The following is a 16,280-nucleotide window of genomic DNA, read 5'->3' as shown; positions in this document are numbered from 1 at the left end:
GACAAAAAAAAGCCCCGACTGGCGGGGCTTTTTTCGTTTGGCTGCACTATATTATCTATTGCAGATATACATAGTTACTTCGAAGCCAAAGCGCATGTCTGAATATTCTGGTTTAGTCCACATGATAATTACCTCGTTAAGTTTTAAGTCATGTTGCAATTCATATGTTACTCATCCGCGGCGTCCTGCAATACGGTGAATTGCTTGTTAGAGGTCAGGATTATCCTGAATCATGCTTTTTTTATTTACCCCGTCCGAATATTCAGTGATCATCTACTTAATTCGTTCTGAAAGGGATCAGTTTATGAAACCACAAGTGACTATTGAACAAAAACGCTCAAATGACAGAGCCCGTTTCATCATCAAGAAAGAGGTGGATAATCAAGTGAGTGAAGTTGATCAGGCATTCGACAGTTATCAACAAGCGCTCGACTTTGTGTTGAATCAAGGCTGGCAATTAAAACGTGAACCTATTGACACACTGCATGTTGAAACACGGTTTCTGAAGCCTTGATAGTCGGTTCTGAGGCTGTTGAGAATAGTTGACCGCTTGTTAACAACACAGGATGAACCTAAACCTTACCAATAATAGCCATTTCGATAGTGCCAATGGGTTCGCCAATGCGGATAGCTGAGCCCATATCCGAAATGGTTGTAATAATAAGGGTATGCCCGCCAATAAGGATCTCGCTGAAAGCTTGACTCTACCCAGCGATGCATACTGATGATCTTCACTATAGGTACGGTCATGGTTTTTTGATCTACCTTGATTGTTCCAGTGTCTGCAATAAGTCCTGCCACCGTAATGCGTGTGCCGCTTTCGTAGATATGGGGATCCACAAAATCTTTTGTCTGGGCCAGAAACCGACCCCGGCTGTCTCGTTCGCTTATCGGACGCCCGAAACTGTTTAAAGGCAATTCGGCGATGTGCAAAGTTGAGCCTGAATCATTATTTTCCACTTTGACAATCTGGCCTCCCCAGCGCACTTTCTCTCCCTGATGATTAGTAGCATTACCCTCCTTAAACTGAGCGAGCTGTAAGTCAGGATTCGGCGCCTCTTTAATTGCTACAGGAAGATTGCTGCAGGCACTGAGCAAAAGTAGCATTAGGGGTATCAAAATTCTCATTATTTCTCCATTACGCCTTTCATTACAGATCATTGTTCAATTTTTGACTGCATAGCTGTCCGATCAGTTTCCTGGTTATGCATGGGAAATTCAGGAATAGTTTCCTTAAGGCAGTCTCAGAAAACTGACACGCCATGGGTCAAAGTTCAGTTAGTTAGATCAGTAAAGAATCATGGTTACAACATATGAGACATTACTAGCGGCCGCGGGTACTTCATCATTGGATTCACGTCACCATGATGATGCTGATAGCGCCAGAAGAGCCTGGTTCATCAGCGACATTTTAGGCATTAGCAACAGTCGAATAGGTTTGATCAGCTTATTTATTGTTATTGACAGTAAACGCATAACCCAAGCTTAATACAGCCTGGGCAAGGCGTAACAGGTTGATGATGCCTTAACAAAAGCCTAGCCCAGTTCGCCAAAATCGCCGTAATATTCATCAAGCAGATCTGCCATCATCTCTTGATAATCATGATCACTCATTTTTAAGTGTGTAAGCACTAACTCTTCTGTAATAGGCCACTCTGAATCAACCTTACCGTATTTATATTGCGTTGCAGCATTCGAAGCTATTTTGATTAGACAATACAAGTCTTTCTGACTTTCGCTAACAGTCGTTTGCTGTAAAAAATCAGGCTCATGATGTCTGAGCACTAACTCATACAATGTTTTAGGGATATTCCACGAAGAAGCCACAAAATAACCGACAATCGCATGGTTCGTTCCGTAGTGCTCCTCTTCAACTTCTGTGAAGACGTGATGTGGCGAATGGTTGGCTTCAAATAGCACATCCTTATAGTTCGAATATTTCATCGCCATAAGCGGGATACCACAATCCCTGAATAAGCCCAAGGCATAAAGATCGTCTGGCGGGGCAGAGACTCTATCAGCAAAGAGCCTATGGACAAACCGAGACATTGTCGCCACTTCCATTGTGTTGTCCCAGAATTTTTCCAATGAAATGGATGCTTTACCACTCAGACTTTGCCGTAACGTAAAATAAGTTATTAGGTGGTTGAGCTTATCTGCCCCTATCATCACCACAGCCTGACGAATATTTGATAATTTGCGATTTAGGCCGAAGGCGGGTGAGTTGACGGTTTTCAACACCACTGCAGACAAAGCCACATCCTGTTCAATGACATTGGCAAAGTCGACTGGGTCAGGATCAGTTTTATCCAGCTCTTGTTGTAAGGCTATCAACACCGTCGGTTTGGGAGGAATACGGAATTGACTGGTAATCGATTCTGCTTTGGTTTCTGAAATGTCTTGCATTGGATTAGTCTCGTTTTGGAAATCTGTCTGTTATTCACGACCCGGTTGTATTTTACGATGAGCCAGAGTGGTGTCAGCTTGCATGGCACTGGTAATCAGTTCTTGTACCCGGTCAAACAATCTAGTCAGTTGGTTTAATTGTTCTCCAGCCTGTTGTTTTTTACCACTTAAATAAAACTCATACAATTCGTCAGCCAGAACATGCCAGTCATGGTGAGCAGATTGCAGTTTCTCTAACCAGGTTCCATCAAATAAACCCTGTCCTTCGACGCGCTTCAACCAACTACCGCAATGACATTTGTGATGATCCATTATCGGCCAGTAGTTAACGTTGTCAGGATCTTGCCTAATATTATCGATAAAAGTCTTATTCCAATGCTGTGATGTCAGTTCAAATACCTTCAGCGTCTGCTGTTGTGCTGACAATGGCCGAGCTGCAAACTCAAGCCATTCAACTTTAGGTTTATAGGCATTAAGCCAGCCAGGCACCTCTTCAGCAGGCATCGGTTTTGCAATGCCATACCCCTGCGCCCGCTCACAGCCACTTATTAATAGCAACAAACCATGTTCTACGGTCTCTACTCCTTCGGCAATAACTTGACGATTAAATGCTTCTGCGAGACCACTGACACCATCGACAATGGTGTAATCCTGCGGGTCATCCAACATATCGCGAACAAAGGTTTGATCAATCTTGATAGTACTGGCTGTCAAATGCCTGAGATGGGTCAATGAAGAGTAACCGGTTCCAAAGTCATCCAACGCAATAGTCACACCCAATAAGTCGCGACATAGTTTAATGACTTTACTGATAGCGCTAATATCGCCCAGCGCACTGGATTCGACAATTTCAAGTTGAAGGCATCTTGAATCAACGCTTGGATGAGCCGCTAAAGCCGCTTCTACATCATCAATAAAGTGGGTCGACTGAAGGTGGGAAGAAGCAACGTTAACACTTACTTCCAAGGTATAGCCCTTATCATGCCATATTTGCAGTTGCTTCATTGCTGTTTGCAGCACCCAGTTGCCTACGACAATTTCCAGTTCGTTATCCTCAATGATAGGCAAAAACTGGATTGGATTGAGCAGGCCTCTGTCAGGGTGCATCCAACGAATTAAGGCTTCGAAGCCAAATACATCACCGGTCCGCAAATTCACTTTAGGCTGATAATACAAGCAGAATTGATCCTGCTCCAGTCCCTCACGTATCTGCTGTAACCACTTCTGTTTTTCCAAATTCTGACGATTATGAGCCGGATTGAATAACTTATAGGTATTCCGCCCGGCTAGTTTTGCCTGATACATCGTTTGATCGGCATGTCTGAGTAAGGTATCCAGGTCAGCCCTTTCCTGTGGGTAAAACGTCACTCCACTGGAGGCGCTGATTTCAATGCGTAAATCATTCACACTGTAGGGCTGCGCCAGCGATTTATGTATCCGCTCTAACATGAGTTCGCATTCCGATTGTGACTCAATATCCCGGAATAAAATCGCAAACTCATCACCACCAAACCGGGATATGGTGTCTTCATCCCGGACATTTTTTCGAAGCCGCATCGAGACCTCAATTAAAAGTTGATCGCCTACTTCGTGACCATAGGTATCATTAACCGGCTTGAAGTTATCCAAATCCAGAAAACAGATCGCCAACATCGTTTCAGTTCGCTTACTATGCGCTATTGCCTGTGAAAAACGATCCGAAAACAATACCCGATTCGGCAGTTTGGTCAATACATCATAATGCGCCATCAACTCCAGGGTTTCCTGTTGTTCCTTGGCATGGGTAATATCAGAAAATAAACCCACATAATGACGGCTCTGACCATCGTCATCGGTCAGGGCTGAGACAGTCAGTAATTCCGCGTACAACTCACCGTTTTTACGACGATTCCATATTTCTCCCTGCCAATATCCATGCTCAATAATGGATTCCCACATCTTGCTAAAAAACTCAGGTGAGTGTTTACCGGAGTTTAAAATCTCAGGTCCTTTACCCAGCACTTCCTCTCGACTGTATCCCGTTATTTCACAAAATGCGGGATTCACATCAGTGATATGACCACTGGTTTCGGTGATCATGATACCTTCCTGAGCCTGATTAAATACCCTGGAAGAGAAGCGTAATTGCTCTTCAGCCTCTTTACGCACCGTGATGTCATACACGACTAACAACAATTCATTATCAAACGTGTCCTGTAAAACAGACGTACTCAACAAAGCCACTTTCCGTTGCCCACTAAGGGTTTTGAGTTCAATTTCCATTGATGAGGTAGTGCGCTCTTCATGTCCCCCATACATACGTGCCAAATAAGCCTTAAACTTTTCACTGTATCGTTTTTCATCAAGAGTCACCTGCCACCAAGTAGCTAACTCCTGCAAATGGTCAAGACGATATCCATAACTATCAGTAAATGCCCTGTTAATAAAACTCGCTTCTCTCTTGCCATTCAGTAAGAGGTAAGGTACCGGCGAACTTTCGATAAGATGACGAAATTTCTGATTGGCCATTGAGGCAGCAAAAATAAAGCGGATAAATAACGTCATCAGTAAAAACAACGTCATCGCCACACCGTAGATAAGAATTCGCTGTTGCCACAGATTCTCCGGCATGTGCGCCCACCCATCGATTGGTTCTGCTGCTAATAACCACTCTCCTTCAGGTAGCTTTAAGGTCTGAACCAATTTCGCTGAGTCAAATAAAGTCGGATCGCCATAAAATACCTCACCCTGCCTGCCCAGACTGTCTGCTCCCTTTATCGCCAATCTAATGGGCATGCTTTCATCATGAAGGCCACTTTTTTTAAAAAACCGTTCGATATCAATCACCGCCGAAATCAACCCCCAGAAGTAAACTTCATTAGAGCGCTCTTTTTGCAAAAATACTGGAATGCGTGTGATAAGCCCTTGTCCGCCCTGCTTTAGCTCCAAAGGACCCGCCAAGACTAATTCCTGAGTGCGCCTTGCTCTGTCAGCAGCTTCAAACTGGCTTGGTGTTTTACGGTAATCGAGTCCTAGAGCCGCTTGATTTCCCTCCATTGGATACATATAACGAATAACCATGTCGGGTGCAGCCGCAATATTACGAATTTCTGACTCAGTGTTAACAAGGTGACGCACAGCTCGGGCAAATTGTTCTTGCGAGAGCTCTGGATCAATCGCAAAAAGCCCCGGCAAACCCCGAACAATTTGAATATGATTTTGTAGGTTTGTGAAAAGACGATTGTGATAAAGGCTGAGTTGTTTTTGGGTATCATTAAAAAGCTGGTTTTGGTGGCGATCAACCAGGCTGTGATTCACGTAAACAGCGGCTATTAAAAGTAACAAAGCTAATACCGTCAGGATGCTATAAAACGCTAACTTTGTAGAGATAGTGGGTTGCATTGCCTTTGTATCAGTTCTCGTTGTTGTATGGGAAGTCTTAATTAACAGCAGACATAAAACGTCAGGCGCTAGGGAAAAATATTATACGCAGGACTGAACCCGTCATGTCGAGTCAATCTCAATGTATATAAAACAACTCGTTTTGACTACATAAAGACCTGATTTCTGCCTTGGACTTTGGCCTGGTACATTGCTTTATCAACCAAGGTGACAGGGTCCTGCATATGATGGACATTTTTTGCATCAATAATCATAGCGCCGATGCTGATGGTGCAGTGAATCGTTTTCCCCTCAGCAATTACTGGCGTTTCCGCAACGACACGACGAATACGTTCACTGACTTCTCTTAGCTGCTCAATGTTGGTATCAGGCATAATGATCAAAAATTCTTCGCCACCGTATCGGCCAATATACGTATCTTTTCGCAAAGCCCCCTCAATCACCATCAAAACGTCCGTCAGGACCTGATCACCGACCCGATGGCCGTAACTATCATTAATCCGTTTGAAGTGATCCAAATCCACCATCATCAGGGCAAGTGGGTGCCCCCCACGTGACACCTTGGCAAGGGATTTATCGAGCAGACTAAGAATCACTCGCCGGGTAAGCACACCAGTAAGTGAATCATAGGATGCTAGTCGCTCCAGATCCTGTCTAAGCCTGTCCTGCGTTATTATAATCAGCGCAAAAGCAATGAAGACTGTCGCCAAAAGGTTCACGGTGAGATAGTGAGCTTGTGCACCTTGATACGCCATAATAGTTAACACTTCACTGCTCAGTGTTTGATTAAGAGCCAAAATTAATGCCGTAATAACGGAAGTCAGCAACGACAGCGACAACATCCATTCGCCCAATCGCCACTGCTTAACTGTCTCTTGAAACAGCATCCTTAACACCGCCCCAAATAAACACACAATGCAAACGATTGTTACTAATACGCGACCCGTTAGGCTGGGGACCAAGAAAGTAAAACAGGTAAACAGGATTAGGCAGGTACTCAGGTACCAACGATAGAAACGTACATACAGAGGGTAGCCTTTTATCCGGCTTACACCATCAACAATTAACAATAAACTTAAACTTAAGGCTGTGTCAGCCAGAACAATGCTGAACAAGGGATGGACTTGGCTGCGCAATAACATCAGTAAGGCGAAAAGCGTAAATAAGCCATAGGCCCAGGCGAATGACAAAACGCCATCGAGAACGGTATAGACACCGCGGTAAATTGAAAAGAACACAACCGTAATCAAGCCTGAGAACAACGTTATCAAAACGAAAATTGTTTTAGCATCAAGGAACTCGATCATGTGCCCTCCTTTTCAGGATTAAGCATAGCATAGGCAGACAAAATACCGTTCTGATTTCAGAACAGGTGATATAGAAAATACAACATCAAACTAGCTTTATTTTGACATTTAGCTGAAACGCGCTAGCCTGATGTATATTCATACATTGAACAAGATTCATTGAAGCCGGATCACACAGTTGAATTCACGCCCTAAAAAGCCCGTCACCATCATTCCTCGTTATATAGCGACGTTTGCTGATTTGATGACTCTGCTGCTGTGTTTCTTTGTCTTGATGGTAGCAATGGCTGAGATGGATGCCCTTAAGTTCAAAATGGTCGTGCGCTCAATGGAAGATGCATTCGGTGTTCAGCGTCCCGAGCCGGACACCGAAATCATCAAAGGCACAAGCATTATTAAACAAAGCTTTTCAACGGCCAGCCCCAAACCGACGCCGTTGTCCAAAATACGTCAGGCAAGCGATTCAGATAAAAAAGCGTTAAAAATTGATGATGCTGAAATGTATCAAGCTGCTCAGATGCAAACCTTGATGGATGATCTTGAAAGCAAATTTTCCGCAGCAATCAACGAAGACTTGCTGAGCTTGGAGCAAATGCCCGATAGGATTTTAATCCGTATCAACGAAAAAACCTCATTCACGTCTGGCGGTGCCGAGCTGAAAGCAGGCTTCTTGCCTGTATTAAACCTGATCGCGAATACGCTCGCGGACCTAAAAGCTGAATTTATTGTCTCAGGTCATACTGATGACGTGCCGTTATCGCCCGGTTATTATCGATCTAACTGGGAACTTTCAGGCGCCAGGGCAACGTCTGTTGTACATGCTTTATTGCGACACCCAGAACTGACACCAATACAGTTTCGAATCGAAGCCTATGCGGATACGCAACCTTTGGAATCCAATAAAACGTCTCAAGGAAGAGCCATGAATAGGCGTGTCGAAATCGGCATTGTAAACAGACAGTAGCGAGCTGAATTATCGCTATATAATCAATCTCAACGTCAACGATGAGACTTCGTAACAACTGATTAAGGACGCACCATGAAAACATCTGACCTGCTCGTCAAAGCATTGGAAAACGAAGGGGTCGAGTATATTTTCGGGATACCGGGTGAGGAAAACCTGGATTTCCTTGATTCACTACAACACTCATCCATCCAACTGATTGTCACTCGACATGAACAGGGAGCCGGCTTTATGGCTGCCAATTATGGTCGACTAACGGGCAAACCCGGTGTCTGTCTCTCCACACTTGGGCCGGGGGCAACCAATCTGGTGACTCCTGCTGCTTATGCCCAACTGGGTGGTATGCCGATGCTGATCATAACCGGTCAGAAACCCATCAAAGCCAGCAAGCAGGCTTTGTTTCAGATTGTAGACGTGGTCAATATGATGCGGCCGATTACCAAATTCACCAAACAAGTTGTGCATGGCAATACGATTGCCGCTTTCGTGCGTGAAGCTTTCCGCATTGCAGTGGAAGAAAGGCCGGGCGCTGTGCATATTGAGTTGCCTGAAGATATCGCTGCAGAAGAAGCACAAGAACGAATTTATACAGTGGAAACTATTCGCCGGCCTGATGCCGATAACCGTACCATCCAGCATGCCTTGAAAATGATTGAAGAAGCTGAGATGCCTTTATTATTGATTGGTGCTGGCGCTAACCGGAAACGAGCCAGCATGGCATTGACCAAATTCGTTGAACATACCGGTATTCCATTCTTTAATACGCAACTCGGCAAGGGCGTGATCGATGAACGCCATGATAGTTACCTTGGCACGGCGGCTTTGTCTGAATCCGATTTTCTTCATTGTGCGATTGATCGTGCCGATCTGATTATCAATGTGGGTCATGATGAGGTCGAAAAACCGCCTTTCTTCATGAAAGACGGCGGGGCGCAGGTTATCCACATTAACTTTCATGCCGCAGAAATCGATCCCGTATACTTCCCGCAGCTGGATGTGGTCGGTGATATCGCGACTTCAATTAATCGCCTTTCTGCAGCGCTCACCGTCCAGCCGCACTGGGATTTCTCCTATTTTTATAAAGTGAAAAAAGAGGTCAATCTTCGTCTGTCCAAATACAGCGACGACGAGCGATTCCCGGTATTACCGCAGGCGGCGGTACGAATTATTCGTAACGCAATGGGTGATGACGATATTCTGGCTTTGGATAATGGTGTCTATAAGGTCTGGTTTGCCCGCAATTACCCAAGCTACCATTATAATTCCATCCTGCTGGATAACGCATTGGCAACGATGGGCGCAGGTCTATCCACCGCCATGATGGCAAAACTACTCCACCCTGAACAAAAAGTGATGGCTGTATGCGGTGATGGCGGCTTTATGATGAATTCTCAGGAGATGGAAACTGCCGTCCGATTAGGGCTTGATCTGGTGGTCTTGATCCTCAATGACAACGCTTACGGCATGATTCGTTGGAAACAGGAAGGGATGGGCTTCAAAGATTACGGACTAACGTTCAACAACCCAGACTTTGTCAAATATGCTGAGAGCTATGGTGCCATAGGCCATCGTCCTGCCAGCCATACGGAATTTGTCAAAATCCTCGATACGGCATTGAATTCGAAAGGTGTGCACTTGATCGATTTGGCGGTTGATTATTCGCTCAATCATTCCATACTGAACGAAGGACTCAAACAAAAAATCTGCATTCTGTAAGGAGCCACAAGATGAACGCTATTCCCCATTTTCCTCTCATGATCGCTGGACTTAGCAAAACAGGGGCCAGCCATGCCGAGGTTTACTCACCTTATAGCGACAAACTGATTGGCACCGTCGACAAAGCGAATCAAGATGATGTTAATCAGGCGCTGGCGACGGCCGAAAGGTTGTATCGTGATCGATCTAAGTGGCTGAGTGTCTCAGAGCGAATTGCCATCCTCGAAAAATCGGTTGCAATGATGAAAGATCAGGCCGATATGCTTGCCGCAGGTGCTGCTGAAGAAGGCGGTAAACCGCTGGCTGATTCCAATGTCGAAATGGCTCGCTGTATTGACAGCCTTCGTGCCTGCATCGATGGGCTCAGAAACGATGCACCGCATACTATTCCGATGGGTATTAACCCAGCCTCGCAGCACCGCCTGACAACCATGCGTAAAGAACCGATAGGTGTGGTTGTTGCTATCAGTGCATTCAATCACCCTCTGAACCTGATTGCACATCAGGTTGGTCCGGCGATAGCTACCGGCTGTCCTGTTATCGTGAAACCGGCCGAAAACACGCCATTGTCCTGTTTCCGTCTAGTGGAAATCTTTCATAAAGCGGGCTTACCTGCTGAATGGTGTCAGGCGTTGTTAACCGAAAATCATGATGTCGCCGAGCAACTAGCCACTGATAGTCGTGTCGCTTTCCTGAGCTTTATTGGCAGTGCTAAAGTAGGCTGGTATCTGCGGTCTAAACTGGCACCTGGTGCACGCTGTGCTTTGGAGCATGGTGGTGTAGCACCGGTCGTAGTGACCAAAGAGGCAGATATTGATGCGGCCATTCCCGGTCTCGCCAAAGGCAGTTTCTATCATGCCGGACAAGTCTGTGTCTCGGTTCAGCGAGTTTACGCACACGCATCAATTGCACGGGAATTAGCCGAAAAACTCTCACAGGCGGCTCAAAAAATGGTTGTGGGTGACCCGCTGTCAGATAAAACCGAAGTCGGCCCCATCATTCGTAAAGGTGAACTGACACGAATTGCCTCATGGGTACAGGAAGCCGTTGATATGGGCACTGAATTACTCTGTGGTGGACAGGCACTGGCATATAATTGCTATGCCCCGACGGTTTTATTCAACCCGCCAGAACAAGCCAAGGTTTCTACATCTGAAGTGTTTGGTCCTGTGGTATGCATCTATCCTTTTGACGATCTGGATCAAGCCATTAATCAAGCCAACTCTTTGGAATTTGCTTTCCAATCCTCGGTTTATAGTCAAAATATTGATTCAGCCTTTTACGTAGCTGACAGACTTGATGCCTCGGCAGTGATGATTAATGAACATACAGCTTTCCGAGTTGATTGGATGCCATTTGCCGGTCTGAAACATTCCGGATTGGGAACGGGCGGCATTCCGTATTCTATGGAAGATATGCAGGTTGAAAAAATGATTGTGATTACATCCAAAGGGATTAGCTAATACGGATCGCCTTCAGATAAGTCTCAGGCCATATACAATATGAGCCAGCATTGAAGATAATCTATGCTGGCTTTTGCCAGGTTAAATAACTACGGAGCCATAGGCACATGATGATAATCACTACAGGGATTCAATGGCTATGCAGTTACGGATTCATCTGCCATTCCTGATTATTTTTTTCTTAACAGCGCTGCTTAACACAGCGCTTACTCAGCCACGTGCTGATACCGATGTCCGTTCAGTAACAAAGCGTCTTCAGACAGATACCTTAAAATGGCTTTCCGGTGATAAGCTTTCTTTGTTTGATGCCACTGATAGGGGGTGTGTTTTACCCGGTGAGGTGCTGCCGTTAAAAGGGCAGAATCTCATGGCTTTAACCGACTATCATCTCGTGTTTCGAGCTAAGCGAAAGTTTGTTCCGTTAAAGCAGCTGAGCATCAGCAAACACCAGGTTTTAATCCAAATCCCCCGCGATACCAGCCTTAAGCGAGGAGAACGCTATTCAGTCATGTTGCTCACCAATAACGGTGCCAATGTCAGCAAAAAAACCGGCATTCATTTGCAATTATGTCCCGATGTTTATGAGCGACGTCTGCTACCAGTGCGTGAAGCACATGAAAACGGTGAGATTTTAATTCTGGCCAACTCCGGAATTACAGATCAGGTCATCAAAGAAGGTGCGAAACTTGGCTATATTCTGCTACGTCGTCATCAACTCGATAGCATTAACCAAACCTTGATGGTGTTGGGTGGCTCGGATCAAAACCTGCCTAAGACGATTAAAAAACTTAACGCCACTTTTGCCGACGCAAAGGTTGATCTCAACCAGCACTATTACATCAATGAACAAAATCCGCTGTTACATGCTGACCGTCAAATACAATGGCAGCCAGAAACATCGTGCTACCCCATTAAGGCCAATCATGTGGTTGTGGGTTTACTGGATGGTGATATTGATCAATCACATCCCGCATTGTCATCAAAAAACATAAAAACCCACAATTTTTTACCGCCCAATCAGATAGCAGCTCAAGAGCATGCAACGGCCATTGCTGTGTTGCTGATTGGCAATGATCCCCGACAAAACGCTCAGGGACTGGTACCTTTTATTGATTTGAAAGCAGCTGGGGTCGTTCGTAAACAAGCTCAGGAAAACGCTGTCGCCACAGCAGAATCGATAGCGCGCGCCATGGATTGGTTCATAAATGAAAATGTTCAGTTAATTAATGTCTCCCTGACCAGTAGTCATGCAAATAAAGTGAGCGACTTCATATTTGCTGAAAGCATTAATAAAGGCCTTATTATCTTCGCTGCTGCCGGTAATGATAGTCAAAAGCTCAGTTTGACCTACCCTGCCGCATTGCCCGGCGTTATTGCAATTACAGCCCTTGATACAGAAGGCAAAACGCTGTCAACGGCAAATCAGGGGGAATATATTGATTTTGCTGCACCGGGTGGAGGGAGCTGGACCGCGCAGGGAAAACATCAAGGTAGATACTATTCTGGTGCCTCCTTCGCTGTGCCTCATGCCATCAGCATTGCAGCGCTCTATCTGGGGCAACAAAATGACCTTACACAGGATCGTTTGTTTGAAAGCATGCAGTTTAATGCTGTTGATCTTGGCAGTCCTGGCTATGATACACATTATGGTTGGGGCCAGTTACTGCTCAATCAGCAAATGTGCCATCATTAAAGTCAGAGTAGCCTACCAACAACAACTACTATCTCAGAATATTTTAAAACGGCTCTGATTTTTCCAAGATAAATACTTTTCAATCAAATTTCGTAATAAAAGAGCTTGTCTGTCTTCTATCGTTAACGACATTTTTCTGAACAGACAAAATTAAGGCTAGGTTTAGTATTGGCGGGTAAAACTGACGATTTCATTAAGCAATCGGCCGTCCCCACGCAAGGGCTTAGCCAGCTTTGCAACCATCGCCACATGGCCGTAACCATCAAGCTCTACCAATTTAACGTTACCCCCCTTTTCTCTAATTTTGGCAGCAAGATTAAGACTGTTTTTCGGCCATACCGTTAAGTCATCTGTCCCTACCAATATCAGCATAGGGGGATTATCACCTTTGACAAAGTTAATCGGCTGACTGCGCCAGCGCTCCTGTTCAGGACCAAATATTGTTTTTAAGGTTTTGCTTTTTAAGGGCAAAAAATCGTAGGGGCCTGCAAGACCAATCATGCCACGCAAGTCTTGTGGGGAAAGAGCATAAGAAGCAAGATACTGTTCATCCAGCACTAATAAAGACGCAAGGTGTGCGCCAGCGGAATGGCCAGCAACAAAAATCTGGCTGGCATTACCACCGTAAGCGTGGATATTGTTTTTTACCCAATTAACGGATTTCGCTGCATCCTGGACAAAATCTGGGAATTTCACATCCGGATAGACTCTATAATCCGGTATCACAACGATAAACCCCGCTGAGGTAAGGGCTTCTGCAACAAATTTATAATCTTCTTTATGACCTGACTCCCAACTGCCGCCGTAAAAAAAGATAATTGTTTTTACAGATTCTTGCTCAGGTAATTGACTGGGAAGAAATACATCCAGTTGCTGCCTCGTGTGATTGCCATAGGCAATGTCTGAAACTTGCTTAAAACCATTTTCGGGAATAACAGCATTCAACACTGTTACCGGCGAACAAGCACTCGTCAGCCAGACAAAAAAAGCAGAGCAAATAGCTCGTTTAGCGCAACGCACTCGGGACACTGTTTTTCCTAGTCTATTGATAACTGAGAGTATTCATCTGTTCACGTGAAATTCACGTAAAACGCAACACACTCAAATCAAACCAAATGGAGGGATAGCAATCATGTCATTCCAGCAATCTATATCCCATAAAGTCACCACATTACTGACTTTATCCTTGCTTTCCTTGACCGCTAAGGCTGACCAGGGTGATATGCTCATACCTTATCAGTACGATGCAGCCAACAGTTTCGATCACGGCATCGCTACCGTAGTAGAAGTCAAACAAGGCATACCTCAAGTCGGTCTGATAAGACCGAATGGCGAACATGTTCTCTCTCCACAGAAGAATACTGAAATTTATGACTTTCGCGAGGGCCTTGCTCCCATAAAACGCGATACCCGCTGGGGATTCATTAACCCCAAAGGTGAAATAACCATCCCTGCTGAGCACTCAAAAGTTATGCATTTCAACAATGGCTATGCTGCGGTTCTCATTCAAGGTCAGTGGGGATATATAGACAAGCAGGGAGACTGGCTAATCGAGCCTCAGTTTGAACGTGCGTATCGTTTTAATGATGAGGGCATTGCGAGCGTTAAACAAAATGGTTTATGGGGATTTATTCAACAAAATGGTGATTGGCTGATCAAGCCTCAATATCAGGATGTATTAATCTTCGATGAAGGCCTAGCCCCTGTGAAAACAGAAACAGGCTGGGGGTATATTAACAAAGATGCTGAATTTGTTATCCCGGCTCAATACGACCAAGCTCTCGATTTTGAAACAGGAGTTGCTATTGTAAACCAAGGTGACGACTGGTGGTTTATCAACCCTGACGGCTCTTCATTAACGGAAAAACGGTATGACAAGCTTCTTCCCTTCCGTGAAGAAATGGCTGTTATTGTCGACAACGGCCTCTATGGCTACATCAATCGTGAGGGAGAAGTCGTCGTCACACCTCACTATGATGATGCCTGGTCATTTAGTGAAGGTATGGGGAGAGTTGAAAAAGATGCCAAGGTTGGCTATGTCGACGCAACAGGTAATGTCATTATCAAACCACAGTTCAAATGGGGACACTCATTCACCGAGGGGCTGGCCGCTGTCACCCTCGATTATTGGGAATACGGCTACATCAATAAGCAAGGGGAACTGATTATTCAACCCCGGTTCGATGATGCGCAACCATTTCATGATGGTATGGCGGCGGTAAAAAAACAAGGGAAATGGGGTTATATCTCTCGTTAATAAAACAAAGCAAAAACGTTAATAAAAACACGACCACATCTAGAAATAAATTTAATAAATCAATAAGTTACTGCGCAAACCGACTTTGTTAGACATGAGAACATCTCTTTCTATGTAAAGCACTACATGAATGAACTACTCTTCTCCCCCCCCCCTGAATAGGCATATAAAAGACTTTAATTTGCATAGCTACGTTATTTTGTTAGGTTACATGTGATTCTGATTGATTTATATACAGGTCGTCTGGATATAATCAAGTTACGTTTATTATGTTTCGGTAGCGCATATGAATGACAAAAAACAGGAAAGTAGTGAAATCGGCTGTAATCTTTGCACGGACATCCCGGAGCTAGATTTTGATTTCTCAATGGCTTTCCAACCTATAGTTGATGTTAAGGCTGAGAAAGTTTTTGGTTACGAAGCTCTGGTAAGAGGTATTAACCAAGAGTCTGCTTATGAAATTCTCAGTTTGCTAGACGATAGCAATCGCTATCAATTTGACCAGAGAATCAGGGTCAAAGCTATTCAATTAGCCTCTGAATTGAATCTGGAGGGTATGCTCAGCATAAATTTCTTGCCCAATGCGGTATATAACCCCCAGAGTTGCATCAGGGCAACGCTTCATGCAGCCGAAGAGCTAAACTTCCCTACCGATAAGATTATGTTTGAAGTGACTGAGGGCGAAAAAGTTACTTCCAATGACCATCTGAAGAATATTTTTACAGAGTATAAAAAACATAACTTCACTGTCGCCATTGATGACTTTGGTGCAGGCTATGCAGGACTTAACTTACTGGCTGATCTACAGCCTCACATCATCAAATTAGATATGGCCTTGGTCAGGAATATAGACACCGATCATGTCCGTAAAATACTGGTCAATGCAATGATAACCGCTTGCTTTGGCCTTAATATCAAAGTCATCGCAGAGGGCGTCGAAACTGAAGCAGAGTTAAACACACTCGTCAGTATGGGCATCGAACTTTTCCAGGGCTATTTACTCGCCAGACCTCAATTTGAAACCTTGCCTGAGATTACAGATGACGTTTGGAAATTAGTTGCCAATGCCAAAGCCTAATGAAATAAAGCTTCG

At 44.7% G+C, this 16,280-nt stretch carries 14 protein-coding genes; 8 read left to right on the top strand and 6 right to left on the bottom strand.

Annotated elements, in window-relative coordinates:
* Positions 1-51 precede the first annotated feature (51 nt).
* Positions 52-123: a pyrroloquinoline quinone precursor peptide PqqA gene (gene pqqA / locus ACTF5U_RS00655; protein ID WP_081443609.1), complete on the bottom strand. Its 72-nt coding sequence runs from the start codon at positions 121-123 to the stop codon at positions 52-54.
* Positions 124-304: 181 nt separating this feature from the next.
* On the opposite strand from pqqA, the gene ACTF5U_RS00650 reads away from it, so the two are divergent.
* Entirely contained in the window at positions 305-514 is a 210-nt protein-coding gene (locus ACTF5U_RS00650; protein ID WP_438969694.1) for a hypothetical protein, read from the top strand.
* Between the two features lie 65 nt (positions 515-579).
* On the opposite strand, the gene ACTF5U_RS00645 is transcribed toward ACTF5U_RS00650, so the two are convergent.
* Positions 580-1,128, bottom strand: coding sequence for a Slp family lipoprotein (locus ACTF5U_RS00645; RefSeq protein ID WP_438969693.1), 549 nt, complete (start codon positions 1,126-1,128; stop codon positions 580-582).
* Positions 1,129-1,300: 172 nt separating this feature from the next.
* Between ACTF5U_RS00645 and ACTF5U_RS00640 the strand changes: the two genes are divergently transcribed.
* Positions 1,301-1,489, top strand: a complete 189-nt coding sequence (locus tag ACTF5U_RS00640; RefSeq protein ID WP_438969692.1) for a hypothetical protein — start codon at positions 1,301-1,303, stop codon at positions 1,487-1,489.
* Positions 1,490-1,536: 47 nt separating this feature from the next.
* On the opposite strand, the gene ACTF5U_RS00635 is transcribed toward ACTF5U_RS00640, so the two are convergent.
* The 3 genes from ACTF5U_RS00635 to ACTF5U_RS00625 form a co-directional block, all read right to left on the bottom strand.
* A complete protein-coding gene (locus ACTF5U_RS00635; protein ID WP_438969691.1) occupies positions 1,537-2,406 on the bottom strand; it encodes an HDOD domain-containing protein in 870 nt (289 codons plus the stop codon).
* Positions 2,407-2,436: 30 nt separating this feature from the next.
* Entirely contained in the window at positions 2,437-5,787 is a 3,351-nt protein-coding gene (locus ACTF5U_RS00630; RefSeq protein ID WP_438969690.1) for an EAL domain-containing protein, read from the bottom strand.
* 146 nt (positions 5,788-5,933) lie between these two features.
* Positions 5,934-7,094, bottom strand: coding sequence for a GGDEF domain-containing protein (locus ACTF5U_RS00625; protein WP_438969689.1), 1,161 nt, complete (start codon positions 7,092-7,094; stop codon positions 5,934-5,936).
* 178 nt (positions 7,095-7,272) lie between these two features.
* On the opposite strand from ACTF5U_RS00625, the gene ACTF5U_RS00620 reads away from it, so the two are divergent.
* The 4 genes from ACTF5U_RS00620 to ACTF5U_RS00605 all read left to right on the top strand — a co-directional run bounded on the left by ACTF5U_RS00620 (position 7,273) and on the right by ACTF5U_RS00605 (position 12,930).
* Complete coding sequence (locus tag ACTF5U_RS00620) at positions 7,273-8,058, top strand: flagellar motor protein MotB (RefSeq protein WP_438969688.1); 786 nt, start codon at positions 7,273-7,275, stop codon at positions 8,056-8,058.
* A 75-nt stretch (positions 8,059-8,133) separates the two neighbouring features.
* Complete coding sequence (locus ACTF5U_RS00615) at positions 8,134-9,774, top strand: acetolactate synthase large subunit (RefSeq protein WP_438969687.1); 1,641 nt, start codon at positions 8,134-8,136, stop codon at positions 9,772-9,774.
* 11 nt (positions 9,775-9,785) lie between these two features.
* A complete protein-coding gene (locus tag ACTF5U_RS00610) occupies positions 9,786-11,237 on the top strand; it encodes an aldehyde dehydrogenase family protein (RefSeq protein ID WP_438969686.1) in 1,452 nt (483 codons plus the stop codon).
* A 133-nt stretch (positions 11,238-11,370) separates the two neighbouring features.
* Positions 11,371-12,930, top strand: a complete 1,560-nt coding sequence (locus tag ACTF5U_RS00605; RefSeq protein ID WP_438969685.1) for a S8 family serine peptidase — start codon at positions 11,371-11,373, stop codon at positions 12,928-12,930.
* A gap of 162 nt (positions 12,931-13,092) precedes the next feature.
* On the opposite strand, the gene ACTF5U_RS00600 is transcribed toward ACTF5U_RS00605, so the two are convergent.
* Positions 13,093-13,959 carry an alpha/beta hydrolase gene (locus ACTF5U_RS00600; protein WP_438969684.1) on the bottom strand — a complete coding sequence of 289 codons (867 nt, stop codon included), beginning with the start codon at positions 13,957-13,959 and terminating at the stop codon, positions 13,093-13,095.
* Positions 13,960-14,062: 103 nt separating this feature from the next.
* Between ACTF5U_RS00600 and ACTF5U_RS00595 the strand changes: the two genes are divergently transcribed.
* On the top strand, positions 14,063-15,187 hold the full coding sequence (locus tag ACTF5U_RS00595; RefSeq protein WP_438969683.1) for a WG repeat-containing protein: 1,125 nt from the start codon (positions 14,063-14,065) through the stop codon (positions 15,185-15,187).
* 286 nt (positions 15,188-15,473) lie between these two features.
* A complete protein-coding gene (locus tag ACTF5U_RS00590) occupies positions 15,474-16,265 on the top strand; it encodes an EAL domain-containing protein (RefSeq protein WP_438969682.1) in 792 nt (263 codons plus the stop codon).
* Positions 16,266-16,280: the final 15 nt, after the last annotated feature.

The sequence above is a fragment of the Methylophaga sp. genome, assembly GCF_965655755.1.
Taxonomy (GTDB): Bacteria; Pseudomonadota; Gammaproteobacteria; order Nitrosococcales; family Methylophagaceae; genus Methylophaga.
Note: the sequence above shows the minus strand (reverse complement) of the source record. Positions and strands in the feature narration are given on the sequence as shown.

What these genes read in the sequence shown, in the direction of transcription:
- ACTF5U_RS00595 (WP_438969683.1), top strand. Translation starts at nt 14,063, where the DNA reads ATGTCATTCCAGCAATCTATATCCCATAAAGTCACCACATTACTGACT.
- ACTF5U_RS00635 (WP_438969691.1), bottom strand. Translation starts at nt 2,406, where the DNA reads ATGCAAGACATTTCAGAAACCAAAGCAGAATCGATTACCAGTCAATTC.
- ACTF5U_RS00645 (WP_438969693.1), bottom strand. Translation starts at nt 1,128, where the DNA reads ATGAGAATTTTGATACCCCTAATGCTACTTTTGCTCAGTGCCTGCAGC.
- ACTF5U_RS00625 (WP_438969689.1), bottom strand. Translation starts at nt 7,094, where the DNA reads ATGATCGAGTTCCTTGATGCTAAAACAATTTTCGTTTTGATAACGTTG.
- ACTF5U_RS00605 (WP_438969685.1), top strand. Translation starts at nt 11,371, where the DNA reads ATGGCTATGCAGTTACGGATTCATCTGCCATTCCTGATTATTTTTTTC.
- ACTF5U_RS00610 (WP_438969686.1), top strand. Translation starts at nt 9,786, where the DNA reads ATGAACGCTATTCCCCATTTTCCTCTCATGATCGCTGGACTTAGCAAA.
- ACTF5U_RS00630 (WP_438969690.1), bottom strand. Translation starts at nt 5,787, where the DNA reads ATGCAACCCACTATCTCTACAAAGTTAGCGTTTTATAGCATCCTGACG.
- ACTF5U_RS00640 (WP_438969692.1), top strand. Translation starts at nt 1,301, where the DNA reads ATGGTTACAACATATGAGACATTACTAGCGGCCGCGGGTACTTCATCA.
- ACTF5U_RS00590 (WP_438969682.1), top strand. Translation starts at nt 15,474, where the DNA reads ATGAATGACAAAAAACAGGAAAGTAGTGAAATCGGCTGTAATCTTTGC.
- ACTF5U_RS00615 (WP_438969687.1), top strand. Translation starts at nt 8,134, where the DNA reads ATGAAAACATCTGACCTGCTCGTCAAAGCATTGGAAAACGAAGGGGTC.
- ACTF5U_RS00650 (WP_438969694.1), top strand. Translation starts at nt 305, where the DNA reads ATGAAACCACAAGTGACTATTGAACAAAAACGCTCAAATGACAGAGCC.